Genomic DNA, 14,835 nt, shown 5'->3' on the forward strand with positions numbered 1-14,835 from the left:
CGTTGACGTTGACTTTGACTTCTCGCGGGTCGCTCATGCGGCTCATTGTACAAATGTCTTGTACGATTTAGTGATCTAATTCATTCGATTGGGCAACAAAGGACTCATTCAGATCTTTCCTGCTACCTACCGATTGTAAATCAGCCGATGGCTGCGTCTGCGGTCTGCAACGCGACAGGTTGCGACCTTGCAAGCGGCTGCTTATCTAGCGGATAAGAGCAAATTGTTTTGGCCGGAGAAAGCACTGGCGGTTAGACGCACGAGCGGCGTGCGCGGGTATCCGGCTGAAGGGCAGTTTCAGTGGCGGACAATTTCTACGATCGCCGAGTCGGGCCCGCTCCACGCCGCAGCTCCCTCGTGCGTCAGCTGCTGCTTCGCGTCGTCCCACCGAAGATGCGTGACCGATCCGGCCCCCTTCTCGTAGGCATAGGTTGTTCCATCGTCAGAGAACAGGGTGAAATCCGCATTCGCCCCGGGATAGACCCGGACTTTCGCGATGGACTGCTTCTCGTGCGTGCTCTCGACCGGGGAGCCCAGCGGCACAATCGAGCCAGCCCGTACGAAGACGGGGATGGTATCGATCGGTGCAGCGACGTCAACCGTCTGCCCGCCTTTCATGCGCTCATTGGTCCAGTAGTTGAACCAGTCTGTACCAGTGGGCAAGTAGACCTTGCGGCTCGTGGCCCCCTGCTCCGTGATCGGCGCTACGAGGAACGCCGGGCCGAACATGTATTCATCTTTCAAGTCCGCCACATTCGGATCATTAGGGAAATCCAGCGGCAGAGCACGCATGAACGGCGCTCCGGTCTCCCATGTGTGGTAGCCGAGCGAGTAGATATACGGCATCAGTTCATAGCGCAGCCTGAGGTACTTCTCCAGAATCGGCTCTGCCTGTTTTCCATACGACCACGTCTCGTTGTGTTTCCGGCTGCCATGCGTGCGCATGATGGGCAGAAATGTCGCGTACTGAAACCAGCGGGTGTAGAGCTCCGGATAATCATCGTAGCCTCCCACGTTGTCCCGTGCGTCGCTCGGATCGAGCAGCGGCGGATGGGCCGGGTGATGCTCCTCCGGCAGATACTGCCAGCCGCCCGTATCGTTCGACCAGTACGTTACACCCGACGCCGTAAAGTTGAGCCCGGTCGGGATCTGCCGTCGATATGTGTCCCACGTCGGATAAATATCTGACGACCACACAATCGCTCCCTCGCGCTGAATGCCCGTGAACGCGTCACGCGAAAGGATCAGCCCACGCTTCTGCGGCAGGTCGCGCCGGAACCCGTCATAAATCGCGCCCACATGCAGCAGCGGGTACACGTTGTAGTACTGCGTTCCCGGCCCGATCTTGTAATACGCTCCATTCGGCGGCAGATCGGGCTCGGTCTCGTCCGCCCAGATCGAATCGAAGCCCTTGCTGATGATGTTGTCCCGAATGATGTTCCAGTACCACTTCGCCGCATCGGGATTTGTCGTATCAATATCTGATCCCGCGCGATCGTACGGCAGCCCGTTCACCGGCTTGCCATCTGCTGTGTGGATGAACCAGCCGTTCTTCTGAATCTCATCGAAGTAGCGCGACTCCGGCGTGAACCGAGGCCACACGCTGATCATGGTCTCGTAGCCCATGTCGTGGAGTTGCTTGTTCATGCCAGCCGGGTCAGGCCAGAATTTCGGATCCATATCCATCTGGCCCATCTTCGTGTAGTAGAACCAGTCCACCACCATCACGTCGGCCGGCAAATGACGATCGCGGTAATCCTTTGCAACCGACATAACCTCATCCTGGCTTGCATAGCGCTGCTTGCACTGGATGTATCCATACGCGGCTTTGGGCAGAAGCGGTGTGGGCCCGGTGAGCAGTTTGTAGCCGGCGTAGATCTCGTCGGCAGTGTTGCCCGCGATGACGAAGAACGAAACGCGATCGCCCACCTCAGACTTCCACTTTGTCTGCTCGTTGAAACCCGGCTCAATGGTTGTCTTGGAAGGATTGTCCCAGATCAGTCCGTATCCCTTGTTCGTCAGCAGGAACGGAATGCAAGTGCTCGGCGCACCTGCGGCCAGGTAGTCGTTCCAGCAGCGCACCACATGGTGCCGGTGATCCAGAAATCCCTCGTGGTTATCTCCCAGGCCGTAGTAGTGCTCGTCATCGGGGGAGACGAATGTGGCGCCCACGGTGAAGAACGGGGGATCTGTCGGGCGGCGGTCGTTGTTCAGGTCGGCGGTTCCGTCCTTGTGGTTGGGGACTGCCTGGTCCCAACCGGTCATCTCGAGCAACTTCCTGCCGTCCGATGCTGTGAACGTGATGTGCGCTCCCGGGGTGGACCCGCCGAAGTACTTCGAGATGTCGATCTGCGTGGAGAGGGGTGGGTGCGCCGGCGGATGAGGCCGCTCGACCGCAACGGTCATGCGCGACGATTTGTATACGTCCTCTGTATCGGTCTGGCTCTTGGCCCAACCCTGAGCGTCGGGGTTTCCAATGAATCCATATCCCGGCTTCGCGAGCGCGTTCTCTTTCTGCAGGCTCAGCGTCACGCGCATAACATTCGGCGCATAGGGCTCGAGCACGATCGTCTCGCCATTCCGATCCAGAACAACCTGCGACTGCGCCGCGCAACTTCCTACACCCAGCGCACCAACCAACCCGACGACCCAGAATGATTTCTTCATCTTGAAACTCCAGAACCCTGAAGTTTAAACGACGACCCGCTCCGTCAGAAGCAGTAATGAATCGATTTATCAATGTGAGGGTGCCCTGTCCTAACGGGGGCTTTTTGCTGATAGGGTGGGAGTGCTGACGCTGACTCGCCCTGCCATTGTCGATACGATAGCTTCGTGGCCCGCCGAAAACTCCAGTGGCAATCCAAAACCGTCCTGCTCCTCGTCTTCCCCGCGATCGGCGCAGACGTCGTCCTTGAATCACGCTGGTGGTTAACGCACTCACCGAGCGTGGCTATCTGGACGCTCGGACTTAGCGTCCTGCTCGGCCTGGTGGCTTACAAAGTTCGCTCTGCGAAGGCGGGCGCGGCTCTCGCCGGCATGGCTATCACTGCCAGCATGATGTACGGGACTGTCGAATCCTTCCCATTTCTTCCCTGGAAGACGGCACTCGTTCCCATCCTCACCGTGCTCCTCCTCACGTCGCTCGCCACACGCGCCGGCCATCAACACAAAGAGAGACTTGGGACCGCCGAAAGCCGCACCGGCCGCGAAGCCTCGCAGGTCGCCGCGAACCTCGGCATCGCCGCCCTCATCTCGAACCCTCTCGTTCAGATCTGGCTCATCGATCACGGCTGGATTCACGCGTCCGGCATTCTCTCGAACGCCGCTCCCGCTCTCGCGCTGGGCCTTGCAGCCCTAGCCGAAGCGGCAGCCGACACGGTCTCCTCCGAACTCGGCCAGATCCTCAGCGGACACCCCCGCATGATCACAACCTTCCGCAAAGCGGAGCCGGGAACCGACGGCGCCATCTCTCTCGGGGGAACGGCAATGGGCATCATCGCTGCCGCTGCCGTTGCCGCTGCCGGAAGCTGGGCCATCGGCGGAGGCACACCGGTCTTCATGATCAGCTGGGCAGGCGGAGTCTTCGGGCTCTTCTTTGACAGCCTTCTCGGCGCCACCCTAGAACGCGCCGGCTGGCTGAACAACGACGCGGTAAATTTCCTCTCCACAGCCAGCGGCGCCGCATTCGCTTTGGCACTGCTCGCAGTTCGCTAGCCAGTAGCCCGTAGCCATTAGCCATTAGCCTGAAGCCTGTAGCCTGTAGCAATCCCCGGCGAACTGGGTCACGAGCCACGAGCTACCAGCTACAGCTACTGGCTACCGGCTGAAGGCTGCTCCTCGTGTACACTTCCGCTCAAACCCCTCAGGAGGCAATCGGGCCATGGCTTCTCACGAACCCAAAGTTGACGCGTACATCGAGAAGGCGCAGCCCTTCGCGCAGGCCATCCTCACACACCTGCGCGCGCTGATGCACAAGGCGAATCCCGACGTCGAAGAAGCCATCAAGTGGGGACACCCGTTCTTCCTCTATCGCGGCACCATCCTCGGGCACATGGCGGCGTTCAAGCAGCACTGCAGCTTCGGCTTCTGGGGTGAGGAGATCGGTGCGACTCTGCGCGAGGCCAACGTCGTCCAGGACGGAGGCATGGGCAGCCTCGGCAAAATCACGTCCATCAAAGATCTGCCCTCAGAAAAGCAGATGCTCGGGTGGATCCGCCAGTCCTCGGCGCTCATTGACAGCGGCGACCACACCAGCATCATGGCCGCTCGCAATAAGGTCGTGAAAGCACCGAAGCCCGCTCCCAAAACCTCACCCGAATTCGCCGCGGCGCTCAAGAAGAACAAGAAAGCCTCAGCTGTCTTCGAAGCCTTCAGCCCGAGCTGCAAGCGCGAATATGTGGAGTGGATCGCCGAAGCCAAGCGGGAAGAGACCCGCGATAAGCGCATCGCCCAGGCCGTCGAATGGATCGCCGAAGGTAAACAGCGCAACTGGAAGTATCAGAACTGCTGAGTGTGAGCTTCAATCACAAACTCGTCGAGGCAAAACTCGCGCTTCGAAAGATCGAACCAGGCGAGTTGACAAATCTCGCTCGTGATCTCCTCGAAGCGGGATTCGATGGACCGTCAATTCTCCATCTGGCTTCACTGCTCGATCCGTCCGGCTGGGAAACCGACTTGGTCCTTTCAAAGTTCATGGAGGAAGCGGGCCTGAAGCAGATCACCCATCACGAAGCAGTCGTGCGTCTCGCCAGAGATTTCGCGCGTCGGATTGTCGCGGAGAATTCGGATCCGCTCAGCTTCACCCGAGACTTCCTGGATCTATGGGTTAATTCAGATTATTCGAAGACCTTGCAAGAAGCTGGATGTCTTGACGATCGAAAGGCGCTTGCCGATGCTCTGGGCCAGACCGAAGCCGAGCTACGCGACTATGCCCGGCAAGTGCTCTTGGCTCTCGCTTCGGAGAACAGGGATGACAACTAGAACTGGAAGTATCAGAACTGCTGATTAATCGAACGACCGTACGGACTTCTCAGTGCCCATGACACCGGCAGGATACTTCTCGCCGTTGGAACCCCAGCGAAGCAGCGTGTTGAATCGCGCCATCTGCGCGGCCGCCTCGGAGTCAAACAATCCCGCCTCACGCTGCTGTCCGTTCGGAAACACGTAAAACGTCCACTGTCCGTTCGGCTTCCTGATCGCTGGGCCCGGTGCTGGATGTCTGTCAGAGTTCATCGGTCTTTCCTTGCAGTAAGAATGGCCGAGCCCCTGTCTCCCTACCATCCCACTCCAGGGCAACCGAATGTCCCTGAAAGTTGTATCTCGCTGTGAATGCATCGACGGGTGTGCCCTAGACCTCGTTCTTCCCCAGCCAGTAATCGAAGCCGTCGATGATCGCGTTCAGCGCGGCCTGATTCAGGTCGCTGCTTACGCCCGCAGTCACCCAGGGCTCGTGACCGTCGGCGTGGAAGCTGACTGTAACGCGGACGTGCGCCGCTGAATCGTGCGCCGCCACATCGAGCGCCGTCACCGTGAATGTGCCGAGACGCATCTCCGCGAGCGCCGGATACCACTTGTCCAGCTCCTTGCGCATGGCCTTGGTCAGCGCGTCCACGGGACCGGCTCCTTCGGCCCTCGAAGTCGCGAGTTTCGACTCGCCTACTGAGAGCGTCATGAAGGCTTGCACGAAGCGGTTCCCAATCTCATCCGACTCATCGAACACCCGCCAGCTTCGTACCGCAAACCGATTCTTGTGCTGCGCCAGAGCCTTGATGCAGGCCAGCCGGAACGAAACCTCGCTGGCCGTGAATCCGCCGCCCTCGACCATTGCTTCGTTCGCGTCAATCAGGCTCTGCGCCTGCTCGGACGTCAGCGTCAGTCCCAACGATTGCGCCAGCAGAATTACATTCGCGCGCCCGGATTGCCGGTTGACGCCGATGACCGGACTCGCTCCAACCCGCGCCGGATCGCACCAGAGATACGCTCCCGGATTTTTGCGCTCGCTGGAGCCATGCATTCCGGCCCAGGTTCCGAAAGCTCCCGCACCCACGATGGGCGCGCTGTGCGGCGCTTCTAATCCAAACGATGCGTACGCCGAGTGCGCCAAGCTCGTAAGCCCGGCAAGCTGCTCCGGAGAAACGAACTGCGCCTCGTCGCGCAACTGCATTCCGCCGATCACCGTCGTCAGGTTCACATTGCCGCAGCGCTCGCCGGTGCCCAGCAGCGTCCCCTGCACCTGCACCGCTCCCGCAAGAACCGCCGCGCGCGTGTTCGCCACGCCAAGCCCGCGGTCCGTGTGGCCGTGGAACCCGAACTTCGCTCCCGGAAAATCCTTCTGAAGTCGCCCGAAGACGTCAGCGACCTCTTCTGGACTCGCTCCGCCATTCGTATCGCAGATCACGATTCGGCTTACGCCCTGCTCGACACACTGACGCGTCAACGCGTCGAAATAGTCCTGACTCCGCTTGTTGAACTCCGCACCGCACGCAATTCCCTTCTCGCGCCGCCCGCAGCAGGCGTCCATTGCATGCTCGAAGTCGAGGAACACTTCGAGCCCCTGCTCGTGCAGATAGTCGACCGTCTCCTTTGCCATCAGCAAGGCTTCGTCTGCCGTCGACTCGAGTGAATTCTCCACATCCAGGAGCCGCGACTTCACCACGATTACCGCAATTGGAACGCGCTGCTTCCGCTTGATGATGAATTCGAGATCGGGCCACTCCGCCACCCTCGCGCCCTTGCCGCGGGTCCGTCCGAACAGCGCCAGCCTGGTTGCGGCTGTATCCACGCTCCCCAAGGCCTGCGTGAGATCCACGATGAATTGATTTGCCCCTGCGAACCCGATCTCCGCAAAGTGAACGCCAAACGCACCCATGCGCTGCAGCAGATGAACTGCGCTGGGAACAGAAATTTCAAGATTGGGCTGCTGCAGCCCGTCGCGGAGGCTGGTATCAAACAGCTCCACCTTCGGCGTCTTCACGTGTTCCATTGGCCTCTACCGCGATGAAGACACGGAGCGGCTGCCGCAGTGCTTCATTGGAATGGGATTGCATCCATGATACAGCGCTCTCTGACTATCCATCGCCAACCAGACGAACGCCTTCTCGCGGTCGAAGAGCTTAACGACGTTCCACCTGCCTCAGCCAGTTCTCAAACCGGCGCCGTCCCACTCTCACCACGCGGACTGAAGCTTCCATCCCGTCTGCCTCTCCTCTGAAGCTTCTGCTCATCGCCACTTGCAATGCCGGGGTTCTGGAAATGTCAGAACCGTATTCCGTTATGTAGTCAAACTCCACTTGTTTGCCGAAGTGAATGCCAAACAGCAATCCCTCTCCGGAGCCCACCCCGCTCAGCGCCTCATCCAAACTCTTCAGTAAGCTGCTGAATTCCGCCTGGCGGCCGGGCGAACGTACCAAGTACCAGCTGTCATCTTCTCCGTTCAGCAGGCTGATCCTTCGCACCAATGAAGGCTCCGCGACCGCCCCATCCAGGAACCGGTCGATTTCTTCTCGAACACAGGACGGCGTTCCGAAGATCACCAGATCCGAACCGATAAACGCCAGCAACCGGTCCCGCCGGAAATAAGCGCGCTCGCGAGCAAAGGGCCGCACGCCAAGAGTCACGATCCCTCGATACTCCTGCACCCCGGACGGATACTCGCCCGACCTCGCAATGCGATCCGGCCTCAGCCGTCCCCGGGCGATCACGCTATGTTCCGCATCAGCATTGCTTGCACCGGCCGTCGCGGTCAGGATCAACCGGTCGATCTGAAGCGAAGCATCTGACGCAGCGAGCGCCAGCAAATCCTCGTAATCGATCCTGTTAGCAATCGTGAATAACAAGAAACTTCCCTGTCTCCGCGTCCGCGGTGTGGCGGTAACTCCCGCAACGATCTGACTCTGCGGAGAAACCAGCGAAAGCATCCGCAAATCCAGCGGCATTCCGCGCCCGGCGACGCTTCCTTGCAGCACGGCAAGCATGAGCACACTGCAGGCTTGAGCCACCATCACTCTCATGGACCTCTCCAGTCATTTCGAATTTCAGGAGTGACGCCTGGTCGGAACGGCTGACAGGAGTGCCCACAACCTGCCTATGGTTTGCTGATGCCAATGCGATACGAGTTGTAGTACTGATGGAGGAAGCTCAGGCCCTTCGTGCCAAAAAGATACAGGTTCGCCACCCGCGGAGTCGGACTATTCAAATTTGGGGTTACAGTCCAGTTCACGCATTGACCTGCTGAAATGGTGTTGCACTGGACATAGGAGGAGCCCGTCGCTGGTCCCGGTGCTGGCGGATTCGGTCCCATGTCGAACTTGTATTTCGTGCCGTTGGAGGTGAAGTTCACACCTGTACGACAGTTCCCATATGAAGTGGTGATGGTTTGTAACGGAATCAGGTTATTATTGGCGTCCCAGCATCCCGTATAGAATTCGACATTCTGCCAATACTTGCCCGGAGCAGGACCCGCTGGACTCCCCGGCAGCGGATCATCGGCATTGATGTACAACGTCCGGTTCGATTGCCCCCACAGATCGAGGAAGAGCTGCTTCCCTTCAAAAACGTTGGTTGCCGTACCCGGATCTGAACTAGAGCTGTAGACCGCGTAGCCGTTGCCGTTAAAGTCATCGCTTCCGATATGAGTCGGAGCGCCGCTCGCATCCGTGTCGTACACCGTGATCGTCACATTGAATGTGCCGGGCGCGGGCTTTGCGTTTGCCATTCCCGAAATCAGCAACGCACTCACCACAGCAACAGCACACGCGAAAAGAATTCGCGACTTCTTCATACTCCGACCTCCACAATCTCCGGGGGATGGCCGTGAGTTTCGACATGTCGCGCGCGCTCGTCAATCGCTCTGAGGGTGCTCTTAATATCTCCATGCAAGTAATTCAAGTTCAGTCGTTTATGGGGACTTATCTTCTTGACCCTGACTCTCAGGCGAAGCTAATATCTGATCCTCCCCACATTCCAAAGCCAGAATGTAAGGACTTTCAGGCCTCGAACAGGCGAGCATCATGGACGCAAGCAGTCCAAACTCGAGGATTCGATTCGGCAAGTTCGAGGTGAACCTGCACAGCGGCGAGCTGCGTAAGCAGGGATACAGAATCCGGATCCAGCCTCAACCACTGAAAGTCCTCGCCGTTCTCCTCGAGCGTCCAGGCGAACTGGTCACGCGCGAAGAACTCCGCAAACGCCTCTGGCCCGGCGAACTCTACGTGGACTTTGAACTCGGGCTCAACCGCTCCATCAGCAAGCTCCGCCGCGCCCTCCTCGATGACGCCAGCTCGCCCATCTATATCGAGACCATCTCGACCCGTGGGTACCGCTTCATTGCACCCGTGGAGTTCGTAGCAACAGAAATCCCCAGCGATCTTCCTGCAAGCAGGCACAATCAACTCGAACCCAGAGATTCCGAAACCATTGACAACTCAAGCCCGGAGCCCGAGGTCGAGAACCCTGGCACGCAGACTCACATGAACTTTGCAGCCCCGCATCCGTGGCTCGCCAAAAATCGAGTTGTACGAGGTTTACTCGCGCTCCTGTGCATCCTGGCAGCTGCAGGTTTGTCGTTGCGCCTCTGGAGTAATGCGAATCGCAAGGCGTTGCGCCACCGCGTCGGACACGTAGAGACACGGCGATTTGTCTACGTAGCTGACTACAGCGGCAACTCCATACTTGGCTATACGGTGGATCCCTCGTCTGGCGTCCTAAGCCCCGTTCCATCTGGCCCGTTCAAGTCAGGAGAACACCCCGCTGCTCTCGCCATGATCGACAACTACGTCTACAGCGCAAACCGAGGTCGCTCTGATGAGGCCTGCGGAGGGGGATGTGATGTCTCAGCGTACGTCATCGATAGCCTGAACGGGGGCTTGGTACAACTCGACGGATCGCCCTTCCCAGCAGGGAAAGGCGCTCTCACTGTCTTGGGCCACCCCTCTGGGAAGTTCCTTTACGTCGTCAATGTCATATCCGGTGATCTGCAAGGATATTCTCGTTCGCAGGATGGGCGGCTTCAAATCCTTGGCGCCCCTATATCGCTCGGCCGGCATCCGATCGATGCGGCCCTTTCACCTTCGGGGCGCTTCTTATATGTCTCGACGCAGGATGACGCGATCATTTCAGCGTTCAAGCTGGGCGATGATGGAGTGCCCAGGGCCGTGCCCGGCTCTCCATTCGCAACAGGTCTTCGGCCAAGGGCCATTGCAATCGACCCGACGGAAAGACATCTGTATGTCCTGAACTACGGTGTCAATCCGCACCTTGACCGGCGCGAGGCATGCATTGGCGAGTACGCGGGCATCAAGGGAGTGGGATGCACAATTTCCGCGTTCTCTATCTCTCAAACCGGTGCGCTCTCCGAGATATCGGGCTCACCCTTTCCGTCGGACGGAATCAACCCGCACGGTTCTGTGATCGATTCAGCTGGAAAGTACCTGTATGTAGCGAACATCACATCGAATGACGTCAGCGTCTTCAGAATCAACCGATCGACTGGCGCTTTGCATCCTGTGGATGGATCCCCATTTCGCGCAGGCGAAGGACCCAATGCTCTGACACTGGACTGGTCCGATCTCTACCTCTATGTCTTGAATGCGTTCTCACGCAATGTGACGCAGTTCTCAATCGACGATGATGGCCGCCTGACCCAGATGAGCCATTCGGTCCCGGCGGGACTAGGACCGTCCGCCATCGTTGCTATTCGCAAAGCGGACAAGTAAACGGTCCTACTTCCCTTCCATTCCAGACAGCTTTCAATGTGCTCCAGATCACCGGGATCATTTCCCTGGAACCAGCCAGGCGCTGCCTGCGTACCTGCTTTCAACGAGCAGCGGACTTATACGTTTCATCCCGCTGCGCGCCAGCATTCATTGGAACCGAAATTGCACCCTCGGTTCCCGAACGTCATTCTTCATCGCACTCAGGCCCTTCATCAATCGTCGACTTGGAACGAGGAGCGGTTCGCTCCATCTGGCTGGGAGGTGCTCCGTGGCATCACGTAAAAGCAAGAAGATATGGATTTGGCTCGGCTCTTTCGTATTGCTGGTTATTGTCGTCCTCGGCGTCGCCGCCGCTCGCCTTGTCCGCGGTACGAACATCGATCCCAATCGCATCGCGAAAGTGCAGCGCGCCGATGTAGCCCGCTCCGTCGTCGCCACCGGCAAGATCCAGCCCATCACCAAGGTCGAAGTCAAAAGTAAGGCCTCCGGCATTGTCGAGAAGCTCTACGTGGACATCAACAACAAGGTCCACAAGGGCCAGCCCCTCGCTCAGCTCGATCAGCAGGAGATCCTGGCCCAGGTTGAAGCGCAGCGCGCGCAGCTCTCCGCCGCCGAGGCCAATGTCGCCACCTACGAGGCCAACATCGAGCAGGATAAGGTAAACGCCTCCGCGCCCGACCTGCCCATGTACAAAGCCACGCTCGAGCGCCACCAGCTCATGGCCAAGGAAGGCGTTGTCAGCAAGCAATCGTTGGATGACGCCAATCGCGACTATCTCGCTGCTCTCACCAAGCGCGATTCCTCCAGAGCGCAGATCGGCGTCGACACCGCCAAGCTCAAGCAGGCCCGTGCGCAGGTTGCACAAAGCAAAGCGAGCCTGAAGCAGCTTGAAGAGCAGCTCAGCTACACCACCATCGTCGCTCCGATGGACGGCGTGATCCTGTCCCGCGACGTTGAGATGGGCGACGCCGTCAGCTCCATCCTCGTCCTCGGTTCTACCGCCACTCTCGTCATGACCGAGGGCGATGTGAACCAGGTGTATGTGCAGGGGAAGGTCGACGAGGCCGACATCGCGCACGTCTACATGAACCAGCCCGCGCGCATCAAGGTTGAGAGCTTCCGCGACCGTGTCTTCAACGGCAAAGTGACCAAGATCGCTCCGCTCGGCGTCGAGAAAGACAACGTGACCACCTTCGAGGTTCGCGTGAGTATCGACAACGCTGGCGGGGAGCTCAAAGCCAATATGACCGCGAACGCCGAGATCATGCTCGATGAACACAAGGGTGTGCTCTCCGTTCCTGAAAACGCGGTGAGCTACGACGCGCAGAAGAACGCCTTCGTCCAGGTCCCGGACAAGAACCAGAAAGAAGGCGCGCGCAAAGTGGCAGTCGTCATCGGGCTTTCCAACGGCTCCCAAACTGAAATCGTCAAAGGCCTCAAAGAAGGCGACCAGGTCGTGATGCAGCAGTAAGAAAGTTCGAAATTCTTAGCTGGTAGATCCTGGTTAGTCGATCGAGGTCTGGATCATGCCGAATCCATTGCAAAGCTTTGTCCCGTTTACCTTGGCCTTTTTGCGATGAGGGGGATCTTCCGAACAGCCGTTAACATCCGCCGCTCCTCATTCGTCATCTTCATAGCGGCCCCAGGAGAACCCATGCGCCACCTCGCCGTCATCCCGTTGACGATCGCAGCGCGCGAGGCCTGTTCGTCCCCGCACAAAGGTGTCCGCAAACGGACAACTGTGCCCGCGGTTCTCCTCAGCGCGGAGACCGCTGAATTCAACAAATCAATCAACTTGCCCCGGAGCTTGTCTTTGGCATCGCGCATGCTCGTCTTCAAGCCGTAGGAATTCGTTTTCGCCCTCCCCCACGAACGTCGTTGTGAGCCGTTTGCTTAACCAGGTCAGCAACAAAGACAAGCGGGAACCAGATCCAGCAGAAACCCGTACCTGACCGCAGACATGCAATTTGAATCGAGGAACAGATGAAGCATCTTGCGTTAGCAGCATCAGCCCTGGCCGTGGCAGCCCTCCCCGTATTCGCCAGCGAAGCCACCTTCGAGCGCAACCTCAACGTGAACGGCCATGTGGAACTGCAGGTCTCCACCGGCTCAGGCCATATCCACATCAAGCAGGGCTCTGGCGACAAGGTTCACATCTACGGCCGCGTCAAATCCAACTGGGGCAGCGGCGGCGACGCCAAGGTGCAGGAGATTGCCAACAATCCACCGATCGATCAGACCGGCAACATCATCCGCATTGGCCAGCGGCACGAGAACTACCACAACATCTCCATCGACTACGACATCGAAGCCCCTGCCAACTCCTTCCTCGAAGCCAATTCCGGTTCGGGCGATATCAAGGATGACGGCGTCGGGGAGAACGCGAAGCTCGGCACCGGATCGGGCAGCATCTACGCCACCGGGCTGCAGAACGGCTTCACCGCCAACACGGGCTCCGGCGACATCCACGCCGAGCAGGCAGGCGGACAGGGCGACGTTAAAGTCCAGACCGGCTCCGGCAGCGTCGAACTCAAAAACGTGAAGGGCGGCCTTCGCGCCGGCACAGGCTCCGGCGACATCAAAGTCTGGGGATCGCCGACCTCCGACTGGAAGCTTGAGACTGGCTCCGGATCGATTGAGTTCTGGGCAGGCAATACCGGCTTCAACCTGGACGCCTCCACCGGCTCCGGCACCGTTCACACGGACCAGGAGATGACCGTGCAAGGTTCCTTCGACCGCCATCACACGATGGGCAAAGTCCATGGCGGCGGCTCGACCGTTCGCATGCAAACGGGCTCCGGCGATATTCGCGTCCACTAAGTTGGTTCCAAAACTCGCAGCAGGGTCCAGGTGGCTACGTCTTTCTGCGAGGAATCACAAAGTTCGTTCCTCAGGCGAGGTCTCACATCAAGCTTCAATCCTGGGAAGGCCTCGCCTGTCTTTTTTCCCTCCCCCGTTTTCATCACATTCACCGTGCAAACGATCCAGACCCATCATTTCACCGCCTCAACTCACGAGCATTCGCACCGAATCGTTTTCTCGCGCGTGGTGTCTAAATCAATGGGGATCGCTTGATGCTCTGGCACGACGCACATCCCGATGAAGCACAGCTCGCGCGAAGCCTGCAGCGGATGTGGTCTGACGCCGAAGTAGATCGCAATCCTCTGCGCGCGCTGATGTGCTGGCTCGGCCTCCACCTCTGGCTCCAGCCCGACTACACCGCCTTCACCCGCCGCAACTCCATCCGCTTCTGCCCGGCTTGCTCCAGCGTCCAGATCAACGGCCGCGTCTACCGCTGAACGCCCGCACGGCGAAGCTCCCGCTAAACTGAAAACATGATCCGCGTCCTCCGCCCTGTCCCCGTCGATCGCCTCAAACTCCTCGTCTTCGACCTCGACGGCACCCTCATCGACTCCGCGCAGGACCTCTGCAACTCTGTTAACGCCACGCTCGAGCGTTTCAACCGTCCCCACCTCACCGACGAGATCATCGCCACCTACATCGGCAACGGCGCACTCACCCTTGTCCGCCGCGCCTTCGCAGCCGACGACGGCATTGAGCCCGGCGAAGAACTTCTCGCCGAAGCCTACAAGTACTTCCTCGACTACTACCGCGAGCACAAGCTCGACTACACCTACGCCTACGAAGGGGTCCTCGAGGCTCTCGACGCGCTCCACAAAGTCCACGACCAACTCGAGTCTTCAGAGCGAACAAACCCCGCCCGCAAGATGGCCGTCCTGACCAACAAGCCCGTCCGCCCCGCGCAGGCCATCTGCGAAGCCCTAGGACTCGCTCCCTACTTCCTCAACATCTATGGCGGCAACAGCTTCGCGACGAAGAAGCCCGACCCCGAAGGCCTGCTCGCCCTGATGAAGGAAGCTGACGCGAGCCCCGAAGAGACGGTCATGATCGGCGACAGTCAGGTCGACGTGCAAACCGCCCGCAATGCCGGCGCATGGTCGATCGGCTGCACCTTCGGACTTGCTCCCGGCAGTCTCGAACTGATACCGCCGGACATTCTCGTCGACTCGCCTGTAGACTGGACAGCCGCCCTCTCTCCTGCGAAAATCGATTTATAAAGGCTTTGTTAAAGGACTGTTAGCGCAATTTGTGCTTACGCGCA

At 59.0% G+C, this 14,835-nt stretch carries 14 protein-coding genes; 9 read left to right on the plus strand and 5 right to left on the minus strand.

Annotated features, from left to right (window positions below; translation table 11 throughout):
- Nucleotides 1-297: 297 nt before the first annotated feature.
- Nucleotides 298-2,667, minus strand: a complete 2,370-nt coding sequence (locus tag DHV10_RS06400) for a glycoside hydrolase family 31 protein (protein WP_109485416.1) — start codon at nucleotides 2,665-2,667, stop codon at nucleotides 298-300.
- Between the two features lie 165 nt (nucleotides 2,668-2,832).
- Here DHV10_RS06400 and DHV10_RS06405 point away from each other — a divergent pair, with 165 nt between their 5' ends.
- The 3 genes from DHV10_RS06405 (at nucleotide 2,833) to DHV10_RS26930 (ending at nucleotide 4,980) form a co-directional block, all read left to right on the plus strand.
- Nucleotides 2,833-3,714, plus strand: coding sequence for a DUF92 domain-containing protein (locus DHV10_RS06405; RefSeq protein ID WP_109485417.1), 882 nt, complete (start codon nucleotides 2,833-2,835; stop codon nucleotides 3,712-3,714).
- Between the two features lie 166 nt (nucleotides 3,715-3,880).
- Complete coding sequence (locus DHV10_RS06410) at nucleotides 3,881-4,510, plus strand: YdeI/OmpD-associated family protein (protein ID WP_109485418.1); 630 nt, start codon at nucleotides 3,881-3,883, stop codon at nucleotides 4,508-4,510.
- Between the two features lie 182 nt (nucleotides 4,511-4,692).
- On the plus strand, nucleotides 4,693-4,980 hold the full coding sequence (locus DHV10_RS26930) for a hypothetical protein (RefSeq protein ID WP_162601249.1): 288 nt from the start codon (nucleotides 4,693-4,695) through the stop codon (nucleotides 4,978-4,980).
- A gap of 24 nt (nucleotides 4,981-5,004) precedes the next feature.
- On the opposite strand, the gene DHV10_RS06420 is transcribed toward DHV10_RS26930, so the two are convergent.
- From DHV10_RS06420 to DHV10_RS06435, 4 genes are all read right to left on the minus strand, one after another.
- Nucleotides 5,005-5,232, minus strand: coding sequence for a hypothetical protein (locus DHV10_RS06420; RefSeq protein ID WP_109485420.1), 228 nt, complete (start codon nucleotides 5,230-5,232; stop codon nucleotides 5,005-5,007).
- 115 nt (nucleotides 5,233-5,347) lie between these two features.
- The gene (locus DHV10_RS06425; RefSeq protein ID WP_109485421.1) at nucleotides 5,348-6,982 is read right to left on the minus strand and encodes an alpha-isopropylmalate synthase regulatory domain-containing protein; all 1,635 of its coding nucleotides are present in this window, start codon (nucleotides 6,980-6,982) and stop codon (nucleotides 5,348-5,350) included.
- Nucleotides 6,983-7,112: 130 nt separating this feature from the next.
- Complete coding sequence (locus tag DHV10_RS06430; protein ID WP_109485422.1) at nucleotides 7,113-8,009, minus strand: hypothetical protein; 897 nt, start codon at nucleotides 8,007-8,009, stop codon at nucleotides 7,113-7,115.
- 74 nt (nucleotides 8,010-8,083) lie between these two features.
- Nucleotides 8,084-8,779 carry a hypothetical protein gene (locus tag DHV10_RS06435; protein WP_109485423.1) on the minus strand — a complete coding sequence of 232 codons (696 nt, stop codon included), beginning with the start codon at nucleotides 8,777-8,779 and terminating at the stop codon, nucleotides 8,084-8,086.
- Between the two features lie 229 nt (nucleotides 8,780-9,008).
- Between DHV10_RS06435 and DHV10_RS06440 the strand changes: the two genes are divergently transcribed.
- The 6 genes from DHV10_RS06440 to DHV10_RS06465 all read left to right on the plus strand — a co-directional run bounded on the left by DHV10_RS06440 (nucleotide 9,009) and on the right by DHV10_RS06465 (nucleotide 14,791).
- Complete coding sequence (locus tag DHV10_RS06440; protein WP_109485424.1) at nucleotides 9,009-10,712, plus strand: beta-propeller fold lactonase family protein; 1,704 nt, start codon at nucleotides 9,009-9,011, stop codon at nucleotides 10,710-10,712.
- Between the two features lie 268 nt (nucleotides 10,713-10,980).
- Nucleotides 10,981-12,183 carry an efflux RND transporter periplasmic adaptor subunit gene (locus DHV10_RS06445; RefSeq protein WP_109485425.1) on the plus strand — a complete coding sequence of 401 codons (1,203 nt, stop codon included), beginning with the start codon at nucleotides 10,981-10,983 and terminating at the stop codon, nucleotides 12,181-12,183.
- A 183-nt stretch (nucleotides 12,184-12,366) separates the two neighbouring features.
- Entirely contained in the window at nucleotides 12,367-12,558 is a 192-nt protein-coding gene (locus DHV10_RS26935; protein WP_162601250.1) for a hypothetical protein, read from the plus strand.
- Between the two features lie 137 nt (nucleotides 12,559-12,695).
- Nucleotides 12,696-13,532 (plus strand): DUF4097 family beta strand repeat-containing protein, encoded by an 837-nt coding sequence (locus DHV10_RS06455; RefSeq protein WP_109485427.1) that lies wholly within the window; start codon nucleotides 12,696-12,698, stop codon nucleotides 13,530-13,532.
- A 254-nt stretch (nucleotides 13,533-13,786) separates the two neighbouring features.
- Complete coding sequence (locus tag DHV10_RS06460; RefSeq protein ID WP_109485428.1) at nucleotides 13,787-14,011, plus strand: hypothetical protein; 225 nt, start codon at nucleotides 13,787-13,789, stop codon at nucleotides 14,009-14,011.
- Nucleotides 14,012-14,047: 36 nt separating this feature from the next.
- Nucleotides 14,048-14,791, plus strand: a complete 744-nt coding sequence (locus DHV10_RS06465; RefSeq protein ID WP_109485429.1) for an HAD-IA family hydrolase — start codon at nucleotides 14,048-14,050, stop codon at nucleotides 14,789-14,791.
- The last annotated feature ends 44 nt before the right edge of the window (nucleotides 14,792-14,835 follow it).

The organism is Occallatibacter savannae (assembly GCF_003131205.1).
GTDB lineage: Bacteria > Acidobacteriota > Terriglobia > Terriglobales > Acidobacteriaceae > Telmatobacter > Telmatobacter savannae.

Excerpts from the sequence above, each read along its gene's own strand:
- DHV10_RS26930 (WP_162601249.1), top strand. The coding sequence starts at position 4,693 with ATGGAGGAAGCGGGCCTGAAGCAGATCACCCATCACGAAGCAGTCGTG.
- DHV10_RS06420 (WP_109485420.1), bottom strand. The coding sequence starts at position 5,232 with ATGAACTCTGACAGACATCCAGCACCGGGCCCAGCGATCAGGAAGCCG.
- DHV10_RS06460 (WP_109485428.1), top strand. The coding sequence starts at position 13,787 with ATGCTCTGGCACGACGCACATCCCGATGAAGCACAGCTCGCGCGAAGC.
- DHV10_RS26935 (WP_162601250.1), top strand. The coding sequence starts at position 12,367 with ATGCGCCACCTCGCCGTCATCCCGTTGACGATCGCAGCGCGCGAGGCC.
- DHV10_RS06425 (WP_109485421.1), bottom strand. The coding sequence starts at position 6,982 with ATGGAACACGTGAAGACGCCGAAGGTGGAGCTGTTTGATACCAGCCTC.
- DHV10_RS06465 (WP_109485429.1), top strand. The coding sequence starts at position 14,048 with ATGATCCGCGTCCTCCGCCCTGTCCCCGTCGATCGCCTCAAACTCCTC.
- DHV10_RS06400 (WP_109485416.1), bottom strand. The coding sequence starts at position 2,667 with ATGAAGAAATCATTCTGGGTCGTCGGGTTGGTTGGTGCGCTGGGTGTA.
- DHV10_RS06455 (WP_109485427.1), top strand. The coding sequence starts at position 12,696 with ATGAAGCATCTTGCGTTAGCAGCATCAGCCCTGGCCGTGGCAGCCCTC.
- DHV10_RS06410 (WP_109485418.1), top strand. The coding sequence starts at position 3,881 with ATGGCTTCTCACGAACCCAAAGTTGACGCGTACATCGAGAAGGCGCAG.
- DHV10_RS06435 (WP_109485423.1), bottom strand. The coding sequence starts at position 8,779 with ATGAAGAAGTCGCGAATTCTTTTCGCGTGTGCTGTTGCTGTGGTGAGT.
- DHV10_RS06440 (WP_109485424.1), top strand. The coding sequence starts at position 9,009 with ATGGACGCAAGCAGTCCAAACTCGAGGATTCGATTCGGCAAGTTCGAG.
- DHV10_RS06430 (WP_109485422.1), bottom strand. The coding sequence starts at position 8,009 with ATGAGAGTGATGGTGGCTCAAGCCTGCAGTGTGCTCATGCTTGCCGTG.